The organism is Bacillus sp. FSL H8-0516 (assembly GCF_038635285.1).
Lineage (GTDB): Bacteria > Bacillota > Bacilli > Bacillales > Bacillaceae > Bacillus > Bacillus safensis.
On sequence record NZ_CP152051.1, the window covers coordinates 2,318,544 to 2,343,206 of the forward strand.

The 24,663-nt window shown below is 41.8% G+C and carries 26 protein-coding genes; 4 read left to right on the top strand and 22 right to left on the bottom strand.

All coding sequences use genetic code 11. From position 1 onward, the window contains the following. Positions 1-51: 51 nt before the first annotated feature. Both MHB67_RS11700 and rpsU read right to left on the bottom strand, forming a co-directional pair. Positions 52-501 carry a GatB/YqeY domain-containing protein gene (locus MHB67_RS11700; RefSeq protein ID WP_024423028.1) on the bottom strand — a complete coding sequence of 150 codons (450 nt, stop codon included), beginning with the start codon at positions 499-501 and terminating at the stop codon, positions 52-54. 14 nt (positions 502-515) lie between these two features. Then, positions 516-689, bottom strand: a complete 174-nt coding sequence (gene rpsU / locus MHB67_RS11705; protein ID WP_003152957.1) for a 30S ribosomal protein S21 — start codon at positions 687-689, stop codon at positions 516-518. A 182-nt stretch (positions 690-871) separates the two neighbouring features. On the opposite strand from rpsU, the gene MHB67_RS11710 reads away from it, so the two are divergent. Continuing rightward, a complete protein-coding gene (locus tag MHB67_RS11710; RefSeq protein ID WP_024423029.1) occupies positions 872-1,801 on the top strand; it encodes a Na/Pi symporter in 930 nt (309 codons plus the stop codon). Between the two features lie 41 nt (positions 1,802-1,842). On the opposite strand, the gene mtaB is transcribed toward MHB67_RS11710, so the two are convergent. From mtaB to gpr, 12 genes are all read right to left on the bottom strand, one after another. After that, positions 1,843-3,201: a tRNA (N(6)-L-threonylcarbamoyladenosine(37)-C(2))-methylthiotransferase MtaB gene (gene mtaB, locus MHB67_RS11715; protein ID WP_024423030.1), complete on the bottom strand. Its 1,359-nt coding sequence runs from the start codon at positions 3,199-3,201 to the stop codon at positions 1,843-1,845. After that, positions 3,201-3,971 (bottom strand): 16S rRNA (uracil(1498)-N(3))-methyltransferase, encoded by a 771-nt coding sequence (locus MHB67_RS11720; protein WP_024423031.1) that lies wholly within the window; start codon positions 3,969-3,971, stop codon positions 3,201-3,203. Before MHB67_RS11720 ends, mtaB begins: the two co-directional genes overlap by 1 nt. 23 nt (positions 3,972-3,994) lie before the next feature. Next, positions 3,995-4,930: a 50S ribosomal protein L11 methyltransferase gene (gene prmA, locus MHB67_RS11725; protein WP_024423032.1), complete on the bottom strand. Its 936-nt coding sequence runs from the start codon at positions 4,928-4,930 to the stop codon at positions 3,995-3,997. A gap of 22 nt (positions 4,931-4,952) precedes the next feature. Further along, on the bottom strand, positions 4,953-6,086 hold the full coding sequence (gene dnaJ, locus MHB67_RS11730) for a molecular chaperone DnaJ (RefSeq protein ID WP_024427952.1): 1,134 nt from the start codon (positions 6,084-6,086) through the stop codon (positions 4,953-4,955). A gap of 165 nt (positions 6,087-6,251) precedes the next feature. After that, the gene (dnaK, locus tag MHB67_RS11735) at positions 6,252-8,090 is read right to left on the bottom strand and encodes a molecular chaperone DnaK (RefSeq protein ID WP_024423034.1); all 1,839 of its coding nucleotides are present in this window, start codon (positions 8,088-8,090) and stop codon (positions 6,252-6,254) included. 24 nt (positions 8,091-8,114) lie between these two features. Further along, positions 8,115-8,672 (bottom strand): nucleotide exchange factor GrpE, encoded by a 558-nt coding sequence (grpE, locus tag MHB67_RS11740; protein WP_041086263.1) that lies wholly within the window; start codon positions 8,670-8,672, stop codon positions 8,115-8,117. Positions 8,673-8,735: 63 nt separating this feature from the next. After that, positions 8,736-9,767, bottom strand: coding sequence for a heat-inducible transcriptional repressor HrcA (gene hrcA, locus MHB67_RS11745; protein ID WP_003217350.1), 1,032 nt, complete (start codon positions 9,765-9,767; stop codon positions 8,736-8,738). A gap of 81 nt (positions 9,768-9,848) precedes the next feature. Then, positions 9,849-10,988: a radical SAM family heme chaperone HemW gene (gene hemW, locus MHB67_RS11750; protein WP_234107232.1), complete on the bottom strand. Its 1,140-nt coding sequence runs from the start codon at positions 10,986-10,988 to the stop codon at positions 9,849-9,851. Positions 10,989-11,102: 114 nt separating this feature from the next. After that, positions 11,103-12,941, bottom strand: coding sequence for a translation elongation factor 4 (lepA, locus tag MHB67_RS11755; protein WP_024423038.1), 1,839 nt, complete (start codon positions 12,939-12,941; stop codon positions 11,103-11,105). Positions 12,942-13,082: 141 nt separating this feature from the next. Further along, positions 13,083-13,415: a YqxA family protein gene (locus MHB67_RS11760; RefSeq protein WP_133744217.1), complete on the bottom strand. Its 333-nt coding sequence runs from the start codon at positions 13,413-13,415 to the stop codon at positions 13,083-13,085. Positions 13,416-13,428: 13 nt separating this feature from the next. Further along, on the bottom strand, positions 13,429-14,637 hold the full coding sequence (locus MHB67_RS11765) for a stage II sporulation protein P (protein ID WP_133744218.1): 1,209 nt from the start codon (positions 14,635-14,637) through the stop codon (positions 13,429-13,431). A gap of 66 nt (positions 14,638-14,703) precedes the next feature. Beyond that, complete coding sequence (gene gpr, locus MHB67_RS11770) at positions 14,704-15,819, bottom strand: GPR endopeptidase (protein ID WP_024423041.1); 1,116 nt, start codon at positions 15,817-15,819, stop codon at positions 14,704-14,706. Positions 15,820-16,017: 198 nt separating this feature from the next. Here gpr and rpsT point away from each other — a divergent pair, with 198 nt between their 5' ends. Then, entirely contained in the window at positions 16,018-16,284 is a 267-nt protein-coding gene (rpsT, locus tag MHB67_RS11775) for a 30S ribosomal protein S20 (RefSeq protein ID WP_024423042.1), read from the top strand. Positions 16,285-16,418: 134 nt separating this feature from the next. On the opposite strand, the gene holA is transcribed toward rpsT, so the two are convergent. After that, positions 16,419-17,438, bottom strand: coding sequence for a DNA polymerase III subunit delta (holA, locus tag MHB67_RS11780; RefSeq protein WP_234107930.1), 1,020 nt, complete (start codon positions 17,436-17,438; stop codon positions 16,419-16,421). Between the two features lie 236 nt (positions 17,439-17,674). Here holA and MHB67_RS11785 point away from each other — a divergent pair, with 236 nt between their 5' ends. Beyond that, a complete protein-coding gene (locus MHB67_RS11785) occupies positions 17,675-17,809 on the top strand; it encodes a YqzM family protein (protein ID WP_012010638.1) in 135 nt (44 codons plus the stop codon). A gap of 39 nt (positions 17,810-17,848) precedes the next feature. Here the strand turns inward: MHB67_RS11785 and MHB67_RS11790 are convergent, their stop codons facing one another. The 3 genes from MHB67_RS11790 to MHB67_RS11800 form a co-directional block, all read right to left on the bottom strand. Then, a complete protein-coding gene (locus tag MHB67_RS11790; RefSeq protein ID WP_206534462.1) occupies positions 17,849-20,176 on the bottom strand; it encodes a DNA internalization-related competence protein ComEC/Rec2 in 2,328 nt (775 codons plus the stop codon). After that, positions 20,169-20,738 carry a ComE operon protein 2 gene (locus MHB67_RS11795; RefSeq protein WP_024423045.1) on the bottom strand — a complete coding sequence of 190 codons (570 nt, stop codon included), beginning with the start codon at positions 20,736-20,738 and terminating at the stop codon, positions 20,169-20,171. Before MHB67_RS11795 ends, MHB67_RS11790 begins: the two co-directional genes overlap by 8 nt. A 65-nt stretch (positions 20,739-20,803) precedes the next feature. Next, complete coding sequence (locus MHB67_RS11800) at positions 20,804-21,433, bottom strand: helix-hairpin-helix domain-containing protein (protein WP_185853694.1); 630 nt, start codon at positions 21,431-21,433, stop codon at positions 20,804-20,806. 90 nt (positions 21,434-21,523) lie between these two features. Here MHB67_RS11800 and comER point away from each other — a divergent pair, with 90 nt between their 5' ends. Beyond that, positions 21,524-22,372: a late competence protein ComER gene (gene comER, locus MHB67_RS11805; protein ID WP_024423047.1), complete on the top strand. Its 849-nt coding sequence runs from the start codon at positions 21,524-21,526 to the stop codon at positions 22,370-22,372. A 48-nt stretch (positions 22,373-22,420) separates the two neighbouring features. Here the strand turns inward: comER and MHB67_RS11810 are convergent, their stop codons facing one another. Genes MHB67_RS11810 through MHB67_RS11825 form a run of 4 tightly spaced genes read right to left on the bottom strand, consistent with a single transcriptional unit; the run spans position 22,421 to position 24,653 of the window. Beyond that, complete coding sequence (locus tag MHB67_RS11810) at positions 22,421-23,164, bottom strand: class I SAM-dependent methyltransferase (RefSeq protein WP_234107234.1); 744 nt, start codon at positions 23,162-23,164, stop codon at positions 22,421-22,423. Continuing rightward, positions 23,161-23,517, bottom strand: coding sequence for a ribosome silencing factor (rsfS, locus tag MHB67_RS11815; protein ID WP_003217467.1), 357 nt, complete (start codon positions 23,515-23,517; stop codon positions 23,161-23,163). Before rsfS ends, MHB67_RS11810 begins: the two co-directional genes overlap by 4 nt. 13 nt (positions 23,518-23,530) lie before the next feature. Further along, the gene (yqeK, locus tag MHB67_RS11820) at positions 23,531-24,094 is read right to left on the bottom strand and encodes a bis(5'-nucleosyl)-tetraphosphatase (symmetrical) YqeK (RefSeq protein WP_087975784.1); all 564 of its coding nucleotides are present in this window, start codon (positions 24,092-24,094) and stop codon (positions 23,531-23,533) included. Beyond that, positions 24,084-24,653 (bottom strand): nicotinate-nucleotide adenylyltransferase, encoded by a 570-nt coding sequence (locus MHB67_RS11825; RefSeq protein WP_213404634.1) that lies wholly within the window; start codon positions 24,651-24,653, stop codon positions 24,084-24,086. The genes yqeK and MHB67_RS11825 overlap by 11 nt, the downstream gene beginning before the upstream one ends. Positions 24,654-24,663: the final 10 nt, after the last annotated feature.

Sequence of the window (24,663 nt, forward strand, 5' to 3'; positions counted from 1 at the left end):
AATCACGAGGGCATAAAAAAAGTACCCTTCTAACAATAGAAGGATACTTTTTTATTGAGACAGCTGCTCGCTGACAAGTCTGTTAATGACAGCTCCATCAGCTTTACCTTTTACTTTTGGCATAATAGCGCTCATGACTTTACCCATATCAGCCTTCGAGGAAGCACCTGTTTCAGTAATCGTTTCTTTCACGATCGTTTGCAGTTCTTCTTCAGAAAGCTGTTCAGGTAAATAAACGTCTAATATGTCAATCTCTTTTTGAACTTTATCTACTAAATCTAAGCGATTAGCTTTCGAAAATTCATGGAGGGAGTCTTTACGTTGCTTAATCTCGCGGGAAAGGACGGTTAGTTCCTCATCGCCGGTCAAACTGTCTTTCTTAAGCTTAATTGCTTCATTTTGCAGCGAAGCCTTTACCATACGAATGACAACAAGCTTGTCTTTCTCACGGTTTTTCATCATAAGCTTCATATCAGAATTTAATTGCTCAAGAAGACTCATAAAATCCACCCTCTTTAGAATTTACGTTTTCTAGCAGCTTCAGACTTTTTCTTGCGCTTTACGCTAGGCTTTTCATAAAATTCACGCTTTCTTGCTTCTTGCAATGTTCCAGTTTTGGATACACTGCGTTTAAAGCGACGAAGAGCATCTTCAAGCGATTCGTTTTTTCTAACGACCGTTTTTGACATTCTCTTTCCCTCCCTCCGAATACACCAATCGACTGCATTAAAAAAAGATATACATGCAAAACATGTACCTAGACATTATAATATAAGCCTAGTGTGAGGTCAACTAAGTGATTTGGAAATATATTTTCGTCATGAGCAGGTAGACAAGTCCATATATTCATTGGTAAGAGGAGGACTTTTCTATGATGGCGATCATTTATTTTTGTGCACTTATTTTCATTTTTTTATGGTCAATGGGCTTGCTGAGAAAAGGATTAATGGCACTTGCGTCGTCTCGTATTGAGAAATCACTTCTTCTCTTTACAGATCACCCGGTCAAAGCATTCTTGGTCAGCATTGTGTTTACAGGGGTTCTACAAAGCAGTTCTGCTTTTATGGTTATCGTCATTGGCTTTGTCAGTACTGGCATTCTCTCTTTTAAAAAATCGATCCCAATGATTCTTGGAACCAATATCGGCTCAACGTTTACGACAGAATTTATCGCCATTAAAATGGACGTGTTCATGTGGGTTTTAATCATAGCCGGTCTTGTATTTATCCTTTTTGGCAGGACATCTTTTAGACATGCAGGAAAAAGTTTATTTGGGCTCGGGATGATCTTTTTTTGCATACAAGGCTTTTCAAAAATTGCAGGGATGATGACAAGCCAGCCTGAGACATTGCGTTTTCTTGAAATGATGCAGCATTCAGACTGGACAGCGCTGCTTTCGGGTACCATTTTCACAGCAATTGTTCATTCGAGCTCCGTCTGTATCGGTATTTTAATGGGATTTATGAATGAGGGAACTGTGGCACTTCAGGAAGGTATCAGCTTTGTGTTGGGATCCAATATTGGGACATGTATTACGGCTGTGATGGCTGCGATATCTGGCGGCTACGCAGCACGTCAAACGGCTTATGCACACGTCGTGTTTAATGTGCTTGGGGTTCTTTTATGCCTGCCGTTTCTCGCCCTGATCACAGAGGTTGTCGCCCTTCTCGCAAGCTCTCCTGCCCAGCAGATTGCGCATTTCAGCCTGCTATTTAATGTGGCAAGCTCTCTCCTCTTCTTTCCGTTCATTCGCCCTTTTCACGGATTGATCTTGTGTCTCATGCCGAATCAGTCAAAATAAAAGAAACCGGCCTGCCCTTTTGGCTGCCGGTTTTTTATCTATTATGAGGTCATTCTCACTTTGTCTGGCTGCACATCATCGCTGATGCGAACAAATTGTCCTTCGTTATAAGGATAGCCCGCTTTCGTAATTTTTACTTTGACCAGACGGCCGATCATGTCCTCTGTCCCTTCAAAAACAACTTTCATGTAGTTATCGGTATAACCAACATAAAGATTGTGGTTTCCTTCTTGTTCTTTGAAGGATTCTTCCGGAATAATCTCTAGCACATCACCTTCGTATGCTGATGCATACTCTTTCGCAAGCTGGTCAGAAAGAGCGATCAAACGGTGGACACGTTCGTTTTTCACATTCTCATCCACTTGATCTTCCATTCTTGCAGCCGGGGTACCTGTACGTTTGCTGTAAGGGAATACGTGCAGCTCAGAGAATTGATGGTCTTTGACAAAATTGTACGTTTCCAAGAACTCTTCTTCTGTTTCCCCAGGGAATCCCACGATTACATCAGAGGTGACAGCAAGTCCTGGCAATGCTTTTTTCAGCTTTGTTAAACGCTCTGCAAAGAATTCCATCGTATATTTACGGCGCATTCTTTTTAGCACAGTATTTGAGCCAGATTGAAGCGGGATGTGTAAGTGTCTGACAATTTTATCTGACTGATCAAGCACTTCAATCACTTCATCTGTAATTTGACTTGCTTCAATAGATGAAATACGGATTCGTTTCAAGCCAATAACACGTTCATCTAATTCTCTCAGAAGCTTTGCAAAGTTATAATCCTTTAAGTCTTCTCCGTATCCGCCTGTGTGAATACCTGTAAGCACAATTTCTTTATAGCCCGCATCAACAAGCTGCTGCGCTTGATTGATGACCTCTTCTGGATCACGAGAACGAAGAAGGCCGCGCGCCCAAGGAATAATGCAGAATGTACAGAAATTGTTACAGCCTTCTTGGATTTTTAATGAAGCGCGCGTTCTGTCTGTGAAGGCAGGAACATCAAGTTCTTCAAACACACGTGCTTTCATGATATTGCCAACCCCGTTGATCGGCTGTCTTTCTCTGCGGTATTCTTCAATATAGCCTAGTAATTTATGTCGGTCCTGTGTTCCAACCACAATATCAACACCAGGAATCGCCATGATTTCTGCTGGTGATGTTTGCGCATAGCAGCCTGTTACACAAATGACACCATCTGGGTTATGACGAATGGCTCTTCTAATGACTTGGCGGCTTTTCTTATCGCCTGTATTCGTGACCGTACATGTATTAATGACATATACGTCTGCTTTTGATTCATACTCTTTTCTTTCATAGCCAGCTTCTTTAAACAGCTGCCAGATCGCCTCTGTTTCATAGTGGTTGACCTTACAGCCAAGTGTATGGAACGCTACTGTTCCCATCATGATTCACCTCTTAATAACTCTGTTTGATAAGATATAGCAGAAAGCGCATATAAAGGAGCAGTTTCTGTTCTTAAAATGCGTGGTCCAAGCCCGCAAATGACTGCACCAAGCGTTTCAAGCTCTTCAATCTCCTTTTCTGCCAAACCGCCTTCAGGGCCAAAAACCACTAGCAAGGTTTGTCCGCCTTTCATCTGTTGAAGCACAGTTTGAAAACGGCTTTGCTCTCCTTCTTTCGATGATTCTTCGTATGCAACGACACATTTATCGAATTCACCAGCTAATTGCGTCAGCTCTTTAAACGTTGATACTGAATAAACACGTGGAATGATATTCCGGTAGGACTGCTCGGCTGCTTCTTTCGCGATTTTCTCCCAGCGCTCTCGTTTTTTATGTGACTTTTTTTGGTCAAGCTTTGTAATAGAACGAGCCGCTTGAAACGGAATAAAAGCACTTGCGCCAAGCTCTGTGCCTTTTTGGATAATGAGCTCAAGCTTATCTCCTTTTGGAAGACCGCTTGCAATCGTCACCTTAATCGGAAGTTCTCTGTTCTGATTTGTCCAGCTTTCAAGGTGACAAATCACTTCTTCCTTTGTTATTGTATCAATTTTACTGAGCGCTTCAAAGCCGTCTGTCGTTAAACAAAGGATTTCCTGCCCTGCTTTCATCCGCATGACATTGGAAAGATGATGTACATCTTCACCTTTTATAACGATGGCTCCCTTTAACGTCACTTCTTCTTTCGTGAGGTCGATAAAATATCGTTGCATACGTGTCCTGACACCTACTCGCTTTATTTTTTCGCTATAATGCTGACCCAATCTTCCATTGACAGCACTTCAACAATGTCAAAACCTGCTTCTTCTAATGCTGTTTTGACTTGTAATTTCTTCTGTCCAATGATGCCTGATGTAATGAAATAGCCATCTTTCTTCAATAGGTCATAGGCTTGATCTGTAAAGCGCAAAATCACTTCTGCCAGAATGTTGGCGACAATCACATCACGCTCACCTGAAATTCCATCAAGCAAATTGTTTTGTTTGACCGTCACTTGGTCACTTACACCATTTAGTTCGATGTTTTGCTTCGCACTTTCTACCGCAACGGTGTCGAGATCAAAGGCTTGAATGTCCTTTGCACCAAGCATCGCTGCTGCCACACTTAAAATTCCAGAGCCTGTTCCAACATCAATCACCGTATCGTTTTCCTTCACGTAGCGCTCAAGCGCCTGAATGCAAAGGACGGTTGTTGGATGCGTACCTGTTCCAAATGCCATTCCAGGATCCATTTCAATAATCAGTTCATCAGAATGAACCGGTGTATATTCTTCCCACGTTGGAACGATGGTGAATTTTTCAGAGATTTTCACAGGATGATAGTATTTCTTCCAGGCGGTGGCCCATTCTTCTTCATTTACTTCACAAATTGACAGTGTATTGCGTCCAAGGTCAATATCGTATAGAAGAAGATTGTTGATGGCTTCTTTGATCTCATCTACCGTTTCCATCAAAAAGCTGTTCATTGGAAGATAGGCTTTCACAATAACACCTTCATCCGGATAGTCATTCGGATCGAGCTGGTAGATCTCACCGTATACATTTTCACGTTCCTTGACTAAATCAAGCGGGTCCTCAATCACGACACCACTTGCACCTGCTTCATGCAAAATATTGGTGATCGGTTCCACCGCTTCATTTGTTGTATGGACGCTAATTTCTGACCACTTCAATACTACCAACTCCTTATCCGTCTTACTCGCCTTTAAATGCGCGTTTTACCTTATCGAAAAAGCTCATTTCTTGTTCGTCTGGTTTATTTCCGCTCACTTCAGCAAATTTTCTAATGATATCTTTTTGATTGTCTGTTAAATTTGTCGGTGTGACAACACGTACAACGATATGCTGATCGCCTTGGCCGTAGCCGCGTACATTTTTCACGCCTTTACCTTTGAGTCTAAACTTCGTGCCAGTTTGAGTGCCAGCAGGAACTTTTAATTTTACTTTTCCGTGTAATGTCGGCACTTCAATTTCGTCACCTAATGCAGCTTGGGCAAAGGTGAGCGGCATCTCGCAGTAAATGTCATCTCCATCACGTTCGAAGAATTCATGTGCACGCACATGGAACACAACGAATAGATCGCCTGGAGGGCCTCCATTTACACCTGGTTCACCTTGGCCAGACACTCTGAGCTGCTGGCCATCATCAACACCTGCAGGAATCGTCACGTTAATTTTCTTACGCTTACGCACTTTGCCAGAGCCGCCGCATGTTGAACATTTATGGTCGATTTGTTTCCCTGTTCCGCTGCAGTAGTTACATACTCTGCGGTTGACCACTTTACCAAATGGAGTGGATTGCTCAACATTTAATTGGCCAGAGCCGCCGCAATGTGAACAGGTTTTTGCCTGCGTACCAGGCTTTGCACCTGATCCATGACATGTTTCACAAGATTCTTCACGAGGGATTTCAATGGTTGCTTCTTTTCCAAATGCCGCTTCTTCAAACGAAAGCGTCATTGTATATTGCAGGTCCGCTCCTTGGCGCGGTGCATTTGGATCTCTTCTTCTGGCTCCGCCGCCAAAAATACTAGAGAAGATGTCATCAAAGCCGCCGAAGCCGCCAAAGTCTCCTCCTCCGCCAAAACCGCCGCCGCCAAAGCCTTGGTTTGGATCGGTATGACCGAACTGGTCATAATGCGAACGTTTTTGATCATCAGAAAGGGTTTCATAGGCTTCTTTTACTTCTTTGAATTTCTCATCTGAGCCAGCTTCTTTATTAATATCAGGGTGATACTTTTTTGAAAGCTTGCGGTATGCCTTTTTGATTTCGTCCTTTGAGGCGCTCTTACTTACGCCAAGCACTTCATAGTAATCACGCTTACTCATCTCTTCACACTCCCGATTTTCTCACATAAATACGATTGTATCATTTTGATTTAACCTTTTTCAATTCCTTTCATCGTTGAAAAGAAAAAAAGTCAAAGCCAAGAGATCCTGACTTTGACTTTCTGACGAGTACGTTTCAGCAGTCTTTTTCAAAAGTAAAGGTGATTATTTTTTCTCTTGATCGTCGTTTACTTCTTCGTATTCTGCATCCACTACATTGTCATCTGCTTTTTGAGCACCTTCAGCGCCTTCTTGCTGAGCTTGTGCTTGTTTTGCAGCTTCTTCATAGAGCTTTGTCGTTAATTCTTGAACGATTGTTTGCAGCTCATCTTTTTTCGCTTTGATGTCTTCAAACTCGCCTTTTTCGATCGCAGCTTTTAGCGCATCTTTCGCGTCGTTTGCTTTTTTCACTTGCTCTTCATCGATTTTGCCTTCTAGATCTTTTAATGTTTTTTCAGTTGTAAACACTAATTGATCTGCTTCGTTGCGCACTTCGATTTCTTCTTTTTTCTTCGCATCTGCTTCAGCATTTTCTTCTGCTTCTTTGACCATTTTTTCGATCTCATCATCAGAAAGACCTGAAGAAGATTTGATTGTGATGTTTTGCTCTTTGCCTGTACCCATATCTTTCGCACGTACGTTGACAATACCGTTTTTATCGATATCAAAAGATACTTCGATTTGCGGTACGCCGCGTGGTGCTGGCGGGATATCAGTCAATTGGAAGCGGCCTAATGTTTTGTTATCTGCAGCCATTGGGCGCTCACCTTGCAGGACATGGATATCTACAGCAGTTTGGTTGTCAGCAGCTGTTGAGAATACTTGAGATTTACTTGTTGGAATTGTTGTATTGCGTTCAATCAGCTTCGTGAATACGCCGCCCATTGTTTCAATTCCTAAAGAAAGTGGTGTTACGTCAAGAAGAACAACGTCTTTGACATCCCCTGTGATCACTCCACCTTGGATCGCTGCACCAAGTGCAACTACTTCATCAGGGTTTACACCTTTATGAGGCTCTTTGCCTGTTTCTTTTTTGATTGCTTCTTGTACTGCAGGAATACGAGTTGATCCACCTACAAGGATGACTTTATCAATCTCGCTAGCAGATAAACCAGCATCTTTCAGTGCTTGACGTACAGGTGTCATTGTACGCTCTACAAGATCTGCAGAAAGCTCTTCGAATTTAGCACGCGTTAACGTTAATTCAAGGTGAAGAGGTCCTGCTTCTCCAGCTGTGATAAATGGCAGTGAGATTTGTGTAGAAGATACACCAGAAAGATCTTTTTTCGCTTTTTCAGCAGCATCTTTTAAACGCTGAAGCGCCATTTTATCTTTAGAAAGATCAATGCCATTTTCTTTTTTGAATTCAGCCACTAGGTGATCAATGATGACTTGGTCAAAATCGTCTCCACCTAGACGGTTGTCCCCTGCAGTTGAGCGCACTTCAAAGACGCCGTCTCCAAGCTCAAGGATCGATACGTCAAATGTACCGCCGCCAAGGTCGTATACAAGAATCGTTTGATCTTCTTCTGTTTTATCTAAACCATACGCAAGTGCAGCTGCTGTTGGTTCGTTGATGATACGTTCTACTTCAAGACCAGCAATTTTACCAGCATCTTTCGTTGCTTGACGTTCTGCATCGTTGAAGTAAGCAGGAACTGTGATAACAGCTTTTGTTACTTCTTCGCCAAGATAGCCTTCAGCGTAAGATTTAAGGTGCTGAAGAATAATCGCTGAGATTTCCTGCGGTGTATAGTTCTTGCCTTCAACTTCTACTTTATAATCAGTACCCATATGTCTTTTAACAGACATGATCGTGTTCGGGTTTGTAATTGATTGACGTTTTGCTACTTCACCTACTTGGCGCTCTCCGTTTTTAAAAGCGACAACAGATGGTGTTGTACGTGCTCCTTCAGCGTTAGCAATGACTTTTGGCTCGCCGCCTTCAAGTACTGCAACACATGAGTTTGTTGTTCCTAAGTCAATCCCAATGATTTTACTCATATTCGATGACCTCCCATTATGTAGTTATTGATTTACTTTTACCATTGATGGACGAATAACTCGGTCTTTGAGTTTATAGCCCTTTTGCAATTCTTCTACAACGATATTTGAATCGTAGTTTTCATCTTCAACTTGCATGACGGCTTGATGAAGGTTTGGATCGAACTCTTTGCCGACAGCTTCAATTGGTTCAACGCCTTCATTTTTCAACGCTTCTACCAGCTGGCGGTAAACCATTTGCATTCCTTCTAACAAACTTTTCGTCTGCTCATTGTCTGGATCAATTCCAAGCGCTCTTTCAAAGTTATCAAGAGCTGGGAGAAGATCACTGACAACATGTTGAGAACGATATTTTTGCACGGTCTCCACTTCAGTTCGAGCACGGCGTTTATAGTTTTCAAAATCTGCTTGAACACGCAGAATTTTGTTTTCTTTTTCATCTAGAAGCTGCTGCAATTCATCGATTTTTTCTTGGAAGGCAGACTGTTCATCATGTGTTACTTCCTCAGTATCTGCTTGAACTGCTTCTTCTTGTGCTTCAACCTCTGCTTCTTGCTCAGGTGTCTGTTTTTCTTCTGACATTGTGTTCACCTCCCTCAAAAGATTCAAAAATACGAAGGGGCTGTGCCCCTATCTTTTATCACCCTACTCATCATACAAATTGGAAAGTGCGTTTGACAAGTCTTTTGATACATGATGCAAGAGACTGACAACCCTGCCATAATCCATACGGGTTGGACCAATGACGGCAATGGAGCCGAGTGATTTTTGATCAATCGAATAAGTAGCTGTGATTAAGCTGCAGTTCTCCATCGCTTCCAAATTGTTTTCTGAACCGATTTTAATGGTGATTCCTTGCTGATTTGGATGAAACAGCTGCATGACATCATTCTTTTGCTCAATAAGCATCATGAGTGAACGGATGCGGTCAATGTCATGAAACTCCGGCTGATTCAACATATTAATCTTCCCGCCAAAGAAAAGTTTTGATTCATTTTGAGTCGATGTAAATGTATTGCCGAGCGCATCTAAAATATGATCATAATCTTTTAAATGCGTACGAAGAAGCATCACAACTTCTTTATACATTCTGTCCTTCAGCTGATCCATCGGGACTCCGGCTAGGCGGCTGTTTAAAATATTCATCAGCTTCTCAATATCGGAGACATCGAGATGCTCAGAGAAGGTAATGGTTTTGTTTTCAACATGTCCGCTGTCTGTAATCATGATCGCCACTGCTTTGTTTGGCTGAACAGGGACAAGCTGAATTTGCTTTAATCGATTTTCACTTAGCTTTGGACCAAGCACAATCGATGTATAGTTTGTGAGATCTGATAAAATTTCCGCCGATTTTTGAACTGTCTTTTCCAGCTCAAAAATTTTCTCCTGAAAGGCCGACTGGATGAGCACAAGCTCTTTAGACGACAGTTTTCGCGGAGAGAGCAAATGATCTACATAATAACGATATCCTTTTTCGGAAGGAATTCTTCCTGATGAAGAATGGGTCTTTTCAATAAAACCAAGTTCCTCCAAATCAGCCATTTCGTTTCTAATCGTCGCAGAGCTGAATGTAATGTCTTCTTTTTTAGAAAGAGTCCTTGATCCAACTGGCTGCGCCGAACGAATAAAGTCATTAATGATGACTTGCAGAATCAAAAGCTGACGATTTGTTAACATCATCATCACCCCTGTTAGCACTCTCTTTCAACGAGTGCTAATTGTATAAACAAAATTACCAAACTCAAATTAAAATGTCAATTATAACTCACCGAGAAACGCTTGAAATACTTCATTGCCTAACAATTTTCCTTTTCTTGTTAAACTTATCCCCTTGTCATCTTTTACAATGAGGCCTTTTTCTTCTAAATCTTCAAGAACAGTGGAAAAAAGTGCTTCTGGTGCAGCTCCATATTTTGCTTGGAAATCAGCGCTTTTCACCCCTTCGATTTTTCGAAGACCTAAAAACATTTCTTCTTCTATTTGCTCTGCTTTTGTGACCTGATGTGTTTCCTTATACGGGAAACCTGTTTGGTCAATCAGCTCCAAATAATGTTTCACCGGCCCTGCGTTCACATTTCGGATGCCATCTACATACCCGTGTGCGCCTGCACCAAAACCGAAGTAATCTTCATTGCTCCAATAGGTCAGATTATGCTGGCTTTCAAAGCCAGGTTTGGCGTAATTGCTAATTTCGTACTGCTTTAATCCATGGCGCTCCATTTCATCCATCACAAGCTCATACATTTCAGCCTCACGTTCTTGCGGCGGTAAATGAAGTTTTCCTTTTTGCATTAAGTTGTAAAAAACGGTTTTCGGCTCGACGATGAGTGAGTAAACCGAATAATGCTCTGCCCCCAGCGAGAAAGCCGTCTCAAGTGAATTCATCACATGATGCTTCTCTTGATGCGGCAAGCCAAACATAAGATCGAGGCTAATATTGTCAAATCCAACCGCTCTAGCTCGCTCAAAGGATGTAAGGACATCCTTCTTTTGATGAACTCGTCCAATTTTCTTGAGCAAATCGTCTTCAAAAGTTTGAACGCCAAAGCTCAGCCGATTCACGCCGGCTGCTTTAAGCACATGCAACTTCTCAAGCGATAATTCATCTGGGTTTGCTTCTACTGCAAATTCAATCAGATTTTTTGTCGGCTTTAATACGCTGTGAATGCTGTTCATGAGCTTGTCTAGCTGACTGACAGTCAGTGATGTCGGGGTTCCCCCGCCAATAAAAATTGTCTTTAGTTCCTGCTCGCCTTTTTGCTCGATCGTGTGCTGCATCTCTTTCTCAAGAGCCGCTAAGTATTCGTCGACTGGCTGCGTTTTGATGAAAAATTTATTGAAATCACAATAGTGGCAAATATGCTCACAAAATGGAATGTGAATGTATGCTGCTTTCATTAGATGACACCTTCTTTACAGGTAAAGAGCCGCAGTTTATCGCTGCGGCGTCTTTGTTTGTTATCGACTATAAACGTCAAGGCAGACATTGTAAAGCAGGTAGCCTTGAGGATGTTATTTTTTTGGTGTGCTGTCGTCCATCTTCAGCACAGCCATAAATGCTTCTTGTGGGACTTCAACAGAGCCCACTTGCTTCATGCGCTTTTTCCCTTCTTTTTGCTTCTCAAGAAGCTTTCTTTTCCGGGAAATGTCTCCACCATAACATTTAGCAAGTACGTTTTTACGCATCGCTTTAATGGTGGAACGTGCAACGATTTTTTGACCGATTGCTGCTTGAACCGGCACTTCAAAGTGCTGGCGTGGAATCAATTCTTTTAGCTTTTCTACGATGATCTTGCCTCGTTCATATGCATAATCGCGGTGAACAATAAAGGAAAGGGCATCGATTTTTTCGCCATTCAGCATAATATCCATCTTCACCAGCGTCGAAGGACGATAGCCAATCAGCTCATAATCAAAGGACGCATAGCCTTTTGTGTTGGACTTTAGCTGATCAAAGAATTCGTATACGATCTCTGCCAAAGGAATTTCGTACACAATGCTCACGCGGTTCGCATCAAGATACTGCATATCAATGAAATTCCCGCGTTTTCCTTGGCAAAGCTCCATCACAGAGCCTACATAGTCATTCGGCACCATCATTGTTGCTTTTACATACGGTTCTTCAATTCGCTCAATCTTTTGCGGATCAGGCAGATTGGATGGGTTATCTACGACAATTTTTTCTCCATCTGTCATATATACATCATAAATAACACTTGGCGCTGTCGTAATCAGATCAATTTTAAATTCACGTTCAATCCGTTCTTGGATGATTTCCATATGAAGCATTCCAAGGAAGCCGCAGCGGAAACCGAAGCCAAGTGCTTGGGATGTCTCTGCCTCATATTGAAGTGAAGAATCATTTAATTCAAGCTTTTCTAACGCTTCACGTAAGTCGTTGTATTTCGCTGTATCAATTGGATAAAGTCCGCAGTACACCATTGGGTTTAGCTTTCTGTATCCTGGAAGTGCTTCTTTCGCAGGGTTTTCCGCGCTTGTGATCGTATCCCCTACACGTGTATCACCGACATTTTTAATCGCAGCGGTTAAGTAGCCAACATCTCCAACGGTGAGTTCGTCTGTTGGCATGGCTTTTGGTGTGAAAACGCCAACTTCAAGTACTTCAAATTCTTTCCCCGTCGCCATCATTTTAATTTTCTGACCAGGTCTGACGGTTCCTTCGACAATTCGTATGTACGCAATAACGCCGCGATACGCATCGTAAAGAGAATCAAAAATAAGGGCTTGAAGTGGTGCTTCTGGATCTCCAGCGGGAGCCGGCACCTTTTCAACGATTTGTTCTAAAATATCCTCGATTCCAATACCCGCCTTAGCAGAGGTGAGAACAGCTTCAGACGCATCCAACCCGATGACATCTTCAATTTCTTCTCTTACACGCTCAGGCTCTGCACTTGGCAGATCGATTTTGTTGATAATCGGAAGAATTTCTAAGTTGTTATCAAGAGCTAAATAAACGTTCGCAAGTGTCTGTGCTTCAATTCCTTGTGCTGCATCTACTACAAGAATCGCACCCTCACAGGCAGCTAGGCTTCGAGATACCTCATAGGTGAAGTCGACATGCCCTGGTGTATCAATCAGGTGCATGATATATTCTTCCCCATCCTTCGCCTTATACTTCAGCTGGACAGAGTTTAATTTAATCGTTATGCCGCGTTCACGCTCTAAATCCATGGAATCAAGCAATTGTTCTTTCATTTCCCGTTGAGTAATCGCCGCTGTTTTTTCCAAAATACGGTCTGCCAATGTGGATTTCCCATGATCAATATGGGCGATAATGGAGAAATTTCGAATTCTTGATTGCCGCTCTAATCGTTTTTCTTTATCTGTCACAATCTATCACTCCTACTATAAAACGCGGGTTGCGCTAGGTTAGATTATATCAATAGGGCTGTAAAGATTCAATCGAAATCAAGAAAAGCCGCTTATTGGTCAGCGGCTTTGATCAAAAGGGTGATATCTCATGAAATTCGTTTATTTCCCATTCACCCAATCATAAAGAGAACGGGCTGCATGTGTCATGCCATCAGACAGGACTTTTCCTGCCTTGGAAAAGGCATTAAAGCCCTCTATTTCCTCCAGCTGTTTTTGTTTTTCGGCAAGATCCTTTTCTGTAACAGCCGTTCCTAAGATAGAAGCTTCCTTCTCTTCATTGTCGTTCATTTGAATGGAGAAAGCTCCTTTTAATTGCGGATCATGGTAGCCCTTCATTTGCAGCATGCCATTATTCGCTTGCTGCATTCCTAAAAAGACACCAAACAGCAAGACCAATCCTAAAATAATGGTTTTTCCAATAAATGAGCCCATCCCCGTCACCACCTTAAGAGCGTTTTTTCTCATCCTTTGCTTTGCCGTCCACCTTTTCCGCGTCCCAGAAAATGTCGCTGAATACATCAGCTGCCGCATTGGATGCATTTCTTAATTCTTCCATATTATTATCTACTCCACCAAATTCTAAAAGAAGGGCTTTGTCGGATAAATCTTGATTATAGATTCCATTATCGCCAATTTCTCCTTTGGCAAACACACCGACACTAAGACCTTTATATTTTTTCTCCATCAAATGGTGGAACTCTGTCGCAAGCTTTAAGTTTTTCTCATAGCTTTGATTCTTCTTCCCAACAACAAACGCAATTCTCGCATATTTCTTCCCTTTGATTTCGACAGTCGTATCTTTCTTTCTTCTTGAGTCCCGGTGAATATCAATTAAATAATCGAGGTCATCATTTTTCGCTAAGGCTTCTTTCACGACCAATCTTGATTCATTATAAGACTGCGGATATTTTAATCCTTTTTTCACCAGTCTTTTTTCAATTTCCGTTTTGTCGACTGTATTGCCGATTCCTTGCTGATCAAGCGCCTTTCCAAACATGTCGCCGACAAGGGTGACATTCACTTTTGAGTGCCGTGCATTATTTGGATTCGTTTCTCCTTTTAAAAATGGTAAATATGATTCCGTATTATGTGTGTGATAAATGTACACAGCTTTTCGTTTTCCTGTTGACCGGTCCGGTTCTTTGGTAGGCTTTTTCGGCGCATCATCATCGAGCTTGTCCAGCTCAGCCAAATTTGCTTCTTTTTCATCTTGGATCACTTCACTAGGCGGCGGCGATTCCATTGGCATATTGGTATAGTCTGTTCCTTCACCCGCTAAGATGATTTTTGTATCAAAATGTTCAAAGCCTGGGAGCTCTCTTCCTAGGAAACTGCGCGGGTCTTCTAAATTAATACTGGTTGCAAGCTTCAGTGACAGCCCAGAGAAATGAAATCCTTTTTGAGCTTCTGGAACTGCTGAGGCGAAATATTGGTTTTCCATGCCCATTAATGTGGCAAAAAATGCGCCAGAGAGCTCATCTGCTACACCATATAACGAGGCTTGCGGCCTCAGCTCGGGTTTTAAAGAGGTCAAAGCCCCTGACATCACAAACACCACAACAAGAGAGGCAATAAATAAGAAGATGCTTTTGACTACTTTCGTTCCATTAATCGCAACGACCAACTGTCGAGGACGGCGGGGTCTTTTTTTCATGATTTACTCCCTCCAGCACGCTTTCTAGTAATTACACTATGAGCGAGCTAGAGAAAGTAGAACAGATTAATGATTATATGAACCCATATTATCTTGAGTGATTTTTTGATGAAGCGCTGTGTTTAATCCGTTGGCAAGTACGTTTGCCATGTCATCAATGAATGTATCGACTTCCTTAGGCGTGACCATTAAATTTTGCCCCAGGGGCGCAAGCACTTCGTGGATCAGCTGCCTTTTTTCTTCTTCAGGAAGGGTTCCTACAATGCCTAAGAATGACTGACGCGTTTCTTCATCTGGCAAGTCTTCTTCGTTAAGTACTTTTTTCTTCCCGAAAGTCAAACCAGCCGGCACAAGAGAGCGGGATGGTCTATCATCTTTTAGTTCTCTACCAAAATGCTTTAAGACATAATCAATTGTGTCACTAGCAATCGTTACTGCATCCACCACTGTCGGAACGCCAATCGCAATCACTGGAATGCCCAATGTTTCTTTGCTTAATTCTTTGCGCTTATTCCCTACACCAGAGCCGGGATGGATACCTGTATCAGAAATTTGAATGGTTGTATTCACTCGTTCTACCGCTCGAGCAGCAAGGGCATCGACCGCAATGACAAAATCAGGCTTAGACCGCTCAATCACGCCTTGGATAATGTCACTTGTTTCAATACCGGTCAGTCCCATCACCCCTGGTGACAAAGAGGAAACCGGGCGATAGCCTTCCTGAACATTTTCCGGCTGCAATTCAAAGAGATGGCGGGTCACAAGCAGATTTTCAACCGTGAGAGGACCTAGTGCATCTGGCGTAACATTCCAATTTCCCAGCCCTACTACAAGGCAGCTTGCATCAGCCTGAATGCCTCTGTCTTTTAGAAACTGAGCAAAATGATGGGCAAAGACTTCAACGACTTTTTCTTGCATCTCAGAGTCTTTCTCCCGAATGCCTTGTGCCTCAAACGTCAAGTATGTCCCTGCCTTTTTGCCTGTCAGCTCCTCCCCTTCTTTCGTGATTTCCACAGTACGTATGCGGATGCCTTGCTCTTCTTTTTCCTTTTCGACAATCCCTTGGATCCCGTCCTTTTTGACGACATTCGGATCGTTCTCTTGTTCTAGTATCTCTTTTGTTTCAACAGCGAGGTCTGTCCGGATTTGATAAACGCTTAAATCGAGTTTCTGTTTCTCCATAAAAAGACTCCTTCCACCAAGTAATTAACAGTAGTCTTTCCATCTCTTGAAAGAAACATTCGAGCACGTCATCAATGAAAAATACTTTACATTTATATTGCATTCTAAAGGTGTGTTTGATAGAATACAATTTGTTCTATTGTGAAGATTTAACCTTAAGACAATTGTGTTTAGGTTGTATCTTAGGAGGTGAAACACATGCCAAATATTAAATCAGCGATCAAACGTACAAAAACGAATAACGAACGCCGTGCACATAACGTAACAATCAAGTCTGCGATGCGTACTGCGATTAAACAAGTTGAAGTTTCTGTAGCTAACAACGATGCTGAGCAAGCAAAAGCTGCTCTTGCTTCTGCTGCAAAACGCATTGACAAAGCCGTTAAAACTGGTCTTGTACACAAAAACGCAGCTGCGCGTTACAAATCAAGACTTGCTAAACAAGTAAACGGACTTTCTGCATAATGCTCGCAACGCCTCAGTGATGAGGCACCTGTTTAACTGTACGTCCGTCCTGACCGGCCGAGCCTTAAGGACAGACTGGCAATTATACATCTAAACAAAAACGACCCTCTTTTTAGAAGGTCGTTTTTTTATATTCATGCGCCTAACAAACGAAGCAGGAACAATTCTAACAGCAGCTGCTTGTCCTTTTTACCCGTTTTCATTTCGTAATCAATCGTTGAAAGCTCTTTGACGATCTGCTTGAGTTCTTCTTCTGAAAACAGTCTTGCCTGATCCATCGCAAGTTTGACCCGGAATGGATGGACTTTTAGATTTGAAGCAATTTGTTTTTGTCCATAGCCTTGCTGAGCGAAGTACTTCGTCTGCAAAATCAATCGAAATTGAGTTGTAATGAGTGCTAATATTTTAATGGGTTCCTCATTTTGCTTCAGCAGGTCATAAAACATCTGCATGGCCTCAGAGCGGCGTCTGTTTACAATTTGATTAATCAGCTCGAAAATATTTTGCTCTAAGCTTCTTGCAACGAGCTGATTGACATCCGCTAACTCAATTTCCTCCCGCTCTCCAATATATGTACTTAGCTTCCGAACCTCTTGGAATAGAGAGGAGAGACTCCCGCCGCATAGCATCACAAGCTGCTCAGCCCCTTCAGATGTAATCGCCTTTCCTTCTGTCTTCACCAGTGTGATGGTGAAATCAGTTGTTTCTTTTGGGTTTAACTCTTTCGCCTCAACGACAGCAGCTTTCTTTTTTAGCAATTTGGTGATTTTTTTACGCTCATCCAGCTTTTCATATGGTGCCAATAACACGAGAATGGTATAGGGCGCTGGCTTTTCTAAATAAGCTTCTAATACAGAAAGCTCATGCTCAATCTTTTCCTTTTTCTTTTCAGCTGTAAGAAAATAAGGATTCTTGATCACGACGAGACGTCTTTCTCCCATAAACGGAAATGTTTCTGCATCCGTCACAGCCTGTTCAAGCGGCACTTCTTCCATATCGAAGACGGAGTAATTAAAATCCTTCGTTTCTTCGTCTACTACAGCTTGTCTCAATTTAGCAGCGGTTTCTTGCAGTAAATATGTTTCTTTCCCATATAAGCAATAAACGGGATGGATATCCCCTCGTTTTAAATTGTTCCACACATCAAAGACCATCAATTGAATCCCTCTCTTTCACTTCCTCTTCTATCCTAAAGTGTGTGAAGACATTAGTAAAGAGGAAGCTGAAAGTGCCGCCTCCTCATTTATAGTAAACGTCCGGCGCAAGCTCCCGGGTCAGCCTGCTGTCAGACGATATTCATAAAATGATCATAAAATGGAAAACGGTTACTTTACCTTCTAGCAATTCCAAATGAGTTCAAGTATACTAAAATTAGCCAGGAGGGATGAAAATGAATGAATTTGAAAAAAATGTTCAAAGCAAGCGGAATGATGTGACCGACTCAGCCGTTGGTTTTATCGTCACATTCGGATTTTTCGCCTCAATGTTTATTTTGGCAACCATTATACACCTCGTTGGATCTTAACTTCATGAAGGTTACATGACTGCCGTTTTGGCAGTTTTTTTATTGAGTTTGTAAGATATCATATGGAGGGTGTGTGTAAAACGTTCCTTCCTCATTGAGAAATTCATATGTCACGCTCCCGTTGATATCTGTACGATACACCTTCATTTGCTGGTCCTTTAATTTCTTCAAAACTTCCTGATGTGGATGCTGATAACGATTGCGTTCACCTGCTGAAATGAGTGCATGTGAGGGCTTGAGATGTTGAAGCCATTCTTCGCTTGTTGACCCTTTACTCCCGTGATGTCCAACCTTTAAGATATCTGCCCGCAGATGAGGAAAGGCTTCTATAATGTCTCGCTCCCCTTCTTGTTCAAGGTCTCCAGTGAGCATAAACCGCTTCCCGCCTAGAGTAAATGTCAAAACGAGTGAATCATTATTCTTACTTGTCACTTGATCACGCGATGGATGAAGAACTTCAAATATTTGCTCTCCAATCTGAAGCTGATCTCCTCTCTCTAATTCATCAATCATGATCCCTTGATCAGCTGCTTCTTTTAACAGCTCCGCATCCTCTGGACTCCGTGCAAAGCCTTTCGGAATAGCCAGCCGCTTTACTTTATTTCGTTTGATTAAACGAGCTGCTTCTCCCATATGATCTTGATCCGCATGTGTAAGAATAAGAACATCAAGTTTTGCTATACCTTTAGAATGCAGAAACGGGATCAGCGTTTGATCACCGATCGAAGACACTTTACGCCTTTTTTTCCACGGTTCTTCTTCAAAAGAAAGTCTGCCTCCTGTATCCACAAGCAGGTGCCCCTTTCGATAGGGCAGCTGAATAAACAAACTATCCCCCTGTCCTACATCCAGCATCGTCACTTCCCCTTTTTCGAAAAAATTCGGGGTGAAATAGTGTGCACTCAAGACACCAATAAGAAAAAGGATCGGCAGTGCATAGGATTTCACAGAAGTTTTGCACTCCATCACAAATAACAGAACAATTAACGCGCTTACCTCAAGAAGAATATGCCACCAAGCAGACTTCATAAAAATCAAGTTGAATTCATCAAAAACAGCCATATAGGCTGACAATTGATGACTAAGCTGAATCACCGAATCAAGCAGTTGAAACAATGTTTGTCCAAGCGGAAGATAAATGGTAGTGAGAATAAAAAAGAGTAAGGATAGCGGCATAACGACCGTCGTATATAAAGGAACAAATATCATGTTCAAAGGTACGCTCAGTAAAGAGAATTGGTGAAAATGATATAAAAGAACAGGAAGTGAAGCAAGCTGTGCAATAAAGGAAATCAGGAATAATTGCATGACTGAACTTTTTGCTTTTGATAAAATCCTAGTCGATAACAAAATAAAAAACGTGACCGCGAATGAAAGCTGAAATCCGATATCAAATAAATAAAGAGGATGAATTGCTAATAAGAGTAAAAACGTTGCACTTAATACCACAGCAGAAGGCTGTTTCATTTCTTTTGGCAGACTTGTCATCACTAAATAGATTCCTGCCATGAGGCAAGCTCTTAAAACAGATGGTGCAGCACCTGTCAAACAAGCATAAATAGGAAGAAAGCATAATAGAAGAATACGTGCTGTCTCTCTTGTCACGCCCGCACGAAGGAGACACCAAAATAAACATGCAAGAAGCGTTTGTACATGCAATCCTGAGATCGCTAGTAAATGAATAATGCCAAGCATTTGATAATCTCTTAATGTGTCAGGGTCTATCAACTCACGATCGCCAAAAATAAGTGCCTGTACAATGCCAACAGAGTGTTTAGGCACATGATCTTCTAAAAATTTCAAACCCTTTTGCCTTATCACTTGAAGATAATAGGAAGAACTGTCTGTTTTTGTACAGTTTTTGATCGACTGTGGCAGAAAAATGGCGTCAATGCCTTTTGATTTTAAAAATTGATCATATTGAAACCCGTTAGGAATGGTTGCGTGCTTTGCTGGACGAACATCACCTGTCATGTGACAGCTCATACCAGGTTCTACCTCTTTTAATGCCTCCTTTTCACGCTCTGTTTGAATTGTATACAAAGTGGCTAGTTGTTCATGGTCTGTTGAAACAGTCGCTGAAAAACGATTACCATCTGTTTTCGGAATACTTTCAATCACAACGGAACCAGATAGGAATTTTTCCAGTACGGGTTGATCTGTTTCAAGAGACTCATGAATCATATAAATGAGTATATAGACAGCACCGCATAGGCTGACCATTAAAAAGAGCTGAGGCATTTTTTTCAGTAGGCTGAGAAGTAATATGATGAGAAGAAAGAGAAGGAAATACATATGAAGATGATATGCAGCCAGAGCAATTCCAACAGCTGCTGAAATTGCCCCAAACGGCAAATATTTAAACATAGGAAGTAAATAATTGATTCGCCTTCTCATGCATATCGCGAATTTCTGTTTCGCTAAGTCCTGATTCACTCAGCTTCCCAATTAAATCTGCAACAAAGGCCAATTTTTCTTGATTTTTTAAGTCGATGATCATTTCATCTAATTCAACTTGCTCTGTTTGAACACCCGCCTGCTCGAATAAATCAATCGCATATGGATGATTTTTATAATCCTTTGCATAGTACACTGTTCGTATGCCCGCTTGAATGATGGCTTTACAGCACTGTAAACAAGGAAAATGTGTGACATATATTTCAGCATCAGCTGTAGGTGCACCAAATTTGGCACATTGTAAAATAGCATTCATTTCCGCATGGATGGTGCGAACACAGTGATGATCAATGACATAGCACCCTACATCCGCACAATGAACATCACCGGCAATGGAGCCATTATACCCCCCTGCAATGATGCGCTTGTCCCTTACGATGGTCGCCCCAACAGCTAACCGCTCACAGGTGCTTCGTAAAGCAAGCAAATGGCTTTGTGCCATAAAATATTGATTCCATGAAATTCTTTCCACGAGCTGATCCCTCCAGAATGATGGTTGATATTAAGTGTACATGCCTTTCTTCTCTACCGTCAATTCTACTTCACGGTCAATTGACTTTTCAGTCGTTCAATCGTCTTTTCCCCAAAACCTGAAATGTTTCGCAAGTCTTCAATTTGTTGAAATTCTCCGTGTTCCTCTCTATACGAAATGATGGCTTCGGCTTTAGCTGGTCCTATGCCGTTAATGGTTTGCAATTCGGCTGCATCGGCCTGATTGACATTCACACCCTCACTCTTTTCAACGCCCGTTGATGCGTCAGCTGATGCTGTTTGCGTTTCTCTTTCCGCTTCCCCCTGCTTCCGAACATAAATCATCATACTATCCTCTAATTTAGCTGCTTGGTTGATTTCAATCGAGTCTGCTTTGCTGGTAAAGCCTCCTGCCCTTTGAATCGCTTCCTCTACCCGAGCATCAGATTGAAACGTATAAACACCTGGCTTCCTTACAGCTCCTTTGACCTCTACAAAAATCGTCGATGGCTCTTTTTCTGTCTTTTCTTGTTTGTCTTCTAATGTGACTTGTATGTCTTTATTTTCCTTCAATACACTTGGCTCTCTGCTGTCCTCTCCTTTTCCAGTGAAAAAGAAGAAACTGAAGATGATCACGACTATGAGTCCAGCGGCGATATAAAGACTGTATTTTTTTAATGAAATGAGTCGTTTCACTTACTCACGCTTCTTTCAATCATATTTTTCTACTGCTCAACATACTGTTTAGAAGATAACAGATCCTATGCGTCTAAGGAGGGAGAACTTTTGAATATAGGGTTAATCGGTACAGGAAACATGGGTACCATACTTACTGAGGCATTTATTGAATCAAAGGCAGTCAATCCCTCATCAATTACCATTACAAACCGAACCATTGAAAAAGCGTTCAATATAAAAAAGAACCATCCAGAGCTTGAAGTAACGAAACAGCTTTCAGGGGCTGTCACGAATAAAGATTTCATTTTTGTTTGTGTCAAACCACTTGATATTTATCCACTTTTAAAAGAGCTGAGCCCTCTTTTAACGGAGCAGCAAACCATTGTCATCATTACAAGTCCGGTTCATCCTGAACAGCTTCAGGATATCGTTCCTTGTCAAACAGCCAGGCTGATTCCAAGCATTACAAACCGCGCTTTATCAGGCGCATCACTTTTAACTTTTGGTTCATCATGCAATGCCGCGACGAAAACTGCGTTAAGACAGTTAGCTTCGTGCATTTCAACACCTATCGAGATCCATCATTCAATTACTAGAGCGGCTTCCGATATTGTCAGCTGCGGACCTGCTTTTATCAGTTTTCTCGTTCAGAAAATGATTGAAGCAGCCGTAGAAGAAACGGATATTTCCAAAGAAGAAGCCACCACCTTATCAGAGGATATGCTTGTTGGTCTTGGCCGTTTGATTGAAAAAAGAGTCTATACCCTTCCGACACTGCAAGACAAAGTATGTGTGAAAGGCGGCGTCACTGGTGAAGGCATTAAAGCACTTGAAGCAGGTGTGCAAGATATGTTTCACCGTCTCTTTCAAAATACCCATGAAAAATTCGATGAAGATCTAGAAGCAGTTGCGCATCAATATCCGCCAAGTGTGTTCACTGATGATCGCAGAAATTAATCATCTTTGCAACAAGCGAAAAAAGGGTTTTAAAAAACCATCGTTCTATTAAACGATGGTTTTTGGTTTCTTAGCTGAGATGAAATATCTTTCGGCGAATTCACCGGGGGCTTCATTTGTAAAATCAGCAGTCACTTCTATTTGTTCAAAGCCAGCGGACTCAAGGAACGCTGCATATGTTTCAAATGGAAATGTGCGCTGTTCATGTGTCTCATCATAACGCTGATACATGTCTCCGTCTTTTACAAAAAAGCTTAAATCATGTATGACCGAATACATGTCATCCCCTTTATCACTCTGCCAAATATAGCTGATCTCTTCATCTTGATCTGCATAAGTCGAACCTGGGAATACCTCTTCCATTTTATAAGGCGTATGAACATCAAAAAGTAAAACCCCATCTGCCTCTAAAAGCTGAAACATGTTTTTAAAGGTTTTTTTGACGTCATTTTCGTTTTTTAAGTAATTCAAGGAATCACAGCAAATAACGGCTGCCTGGAAGGCTTGCTCAAAGCCCGTAACCTCTCTCATATCTTGATGTAAAAATTGAATCGACTGCTTTTTCGCCTGCGCTTTTTGCTGCGCAAAGGCCAGCATTTCTTCACTGATGTCAATTCCTGTGACCTTGTGTCCCTTTTCAGCTAACCGAAGAGAAATCTCTCCAGTTCCACAGCCTACATCGATGATGGCAGCATTCGGCTTCATATACTGCTGGATCCACTGAACCCATTCATCATAAGGTGCATGTGTCATGAGCTCGTCATACACACCTGCAAACCCTTGATAAATCATGAGTTAATGCCAAGTGAAAGCGTTTCTCTCGGCGCATCTCCCCATAGCTTTTCTAGATTGTAGTATCCTCTTTCTTCTTTGTGGAACACATGGGCAATGACATCACCTAGGTCAATCAATACCCATCTTGCTTCATCAAAGCCTTCCATCTTCTTCACTTCGATTCCGCTTTCCTCTGCAAGATGTTTTACTTCTCTTGCAATGGCTTGCACTTGTTTATCAGAATTCCCGTGACAAATGAGAAAATAATCCGCAACAAGTGAGATTCCTTGCATATTAAGGGCAATAATATCCTCAGCCCGTTTATCATCGCATGCTCCAGCTGCGACGTTTAAAATTGATGATGAATCCATCCAAAATTCCTCCTTAGTTGTTCTTATGCACAAGCGAATTGTAAGTAGCAAGCGTATCTGGAAAGACTGGCTGATTCTTTTTCATTAGAAAACTGATGGTGTTTTTTAATGATTGGATCAGTGCACGATCTAGATCATTTTCTGCTAATTCCCTTACTTCTTCGACACCAGGGAAATGACGTCCTGGTTCAATATAATCTGCGACATAAATGACTTTTTCAAGTAAGGTCATGTCTGGTCTGCCGGAAGTATGAAATTCAATAGCTGTTAACACATCTTGATCGTCAATTCCAGCTTCTTTTTTGACCAAATAGGCACCAACCGGGGCGTGCCAAAGCTCGGGCGAATATTCAAGCAATAAAGGGTTCATCTGTTCTTTTTGGATAATCCCCTTCATTTCTTCTTTTGGCCTAAATTTCGCATAATCATGAAAAATAGCGGCGATCTCTGCTTTTTTCACATCTGCACCGAACCGTTCCGCTAATGAAATGGCTGTCTCCATGACTCCGAGTGTATGTGTATATCTATGCTCTGTTAACTGCTCTTTGACACAGTTCAATGCTTCTTCACGATTCATATAAATGATGCTCCTTTATATAACGCTCAACAGCTTTCGGAATCAAATAATCGACAGGGTTCCCCTGCTCTATTCGCTGCCTAATCAATGTCGATGATACATCAAAAGCTGGAACATCTGCAAATAAAAGAGGATATGCCGTACTTCCAACGTAACCCGGCCTTTTCATCCCAATAAAGGTGATCATTTGAAGCAAATCATCGATCCGATGCCATTTTGGCAAATACTCGACCATGTCCGCTCCTATCATAAAAAAGAACTGATCTTCTGGATGACGCTTCTTTAACAGATCGACTGTATCTACCGTATAAGACGGACCCTCCCGCTCCATTTCAATAAGCTCGAGCCGAAAATATGGATTTGCTTGAATCGCCGCCTCCACCATTTTTATGCGGTGATGACTATCTGCTCGTTTCCGTCCTGTTTTATGAGGAGGCATATGGTTTGGGATAAACCAAATTTCATCAAGCCCCACTTGAATCCGCACCTCACTTGCCATCAGCAAATGCCCATTATGCGGAGGATCAAACGTACCGCCGAACAACCCTATTTTTTTCATATCGCATCCA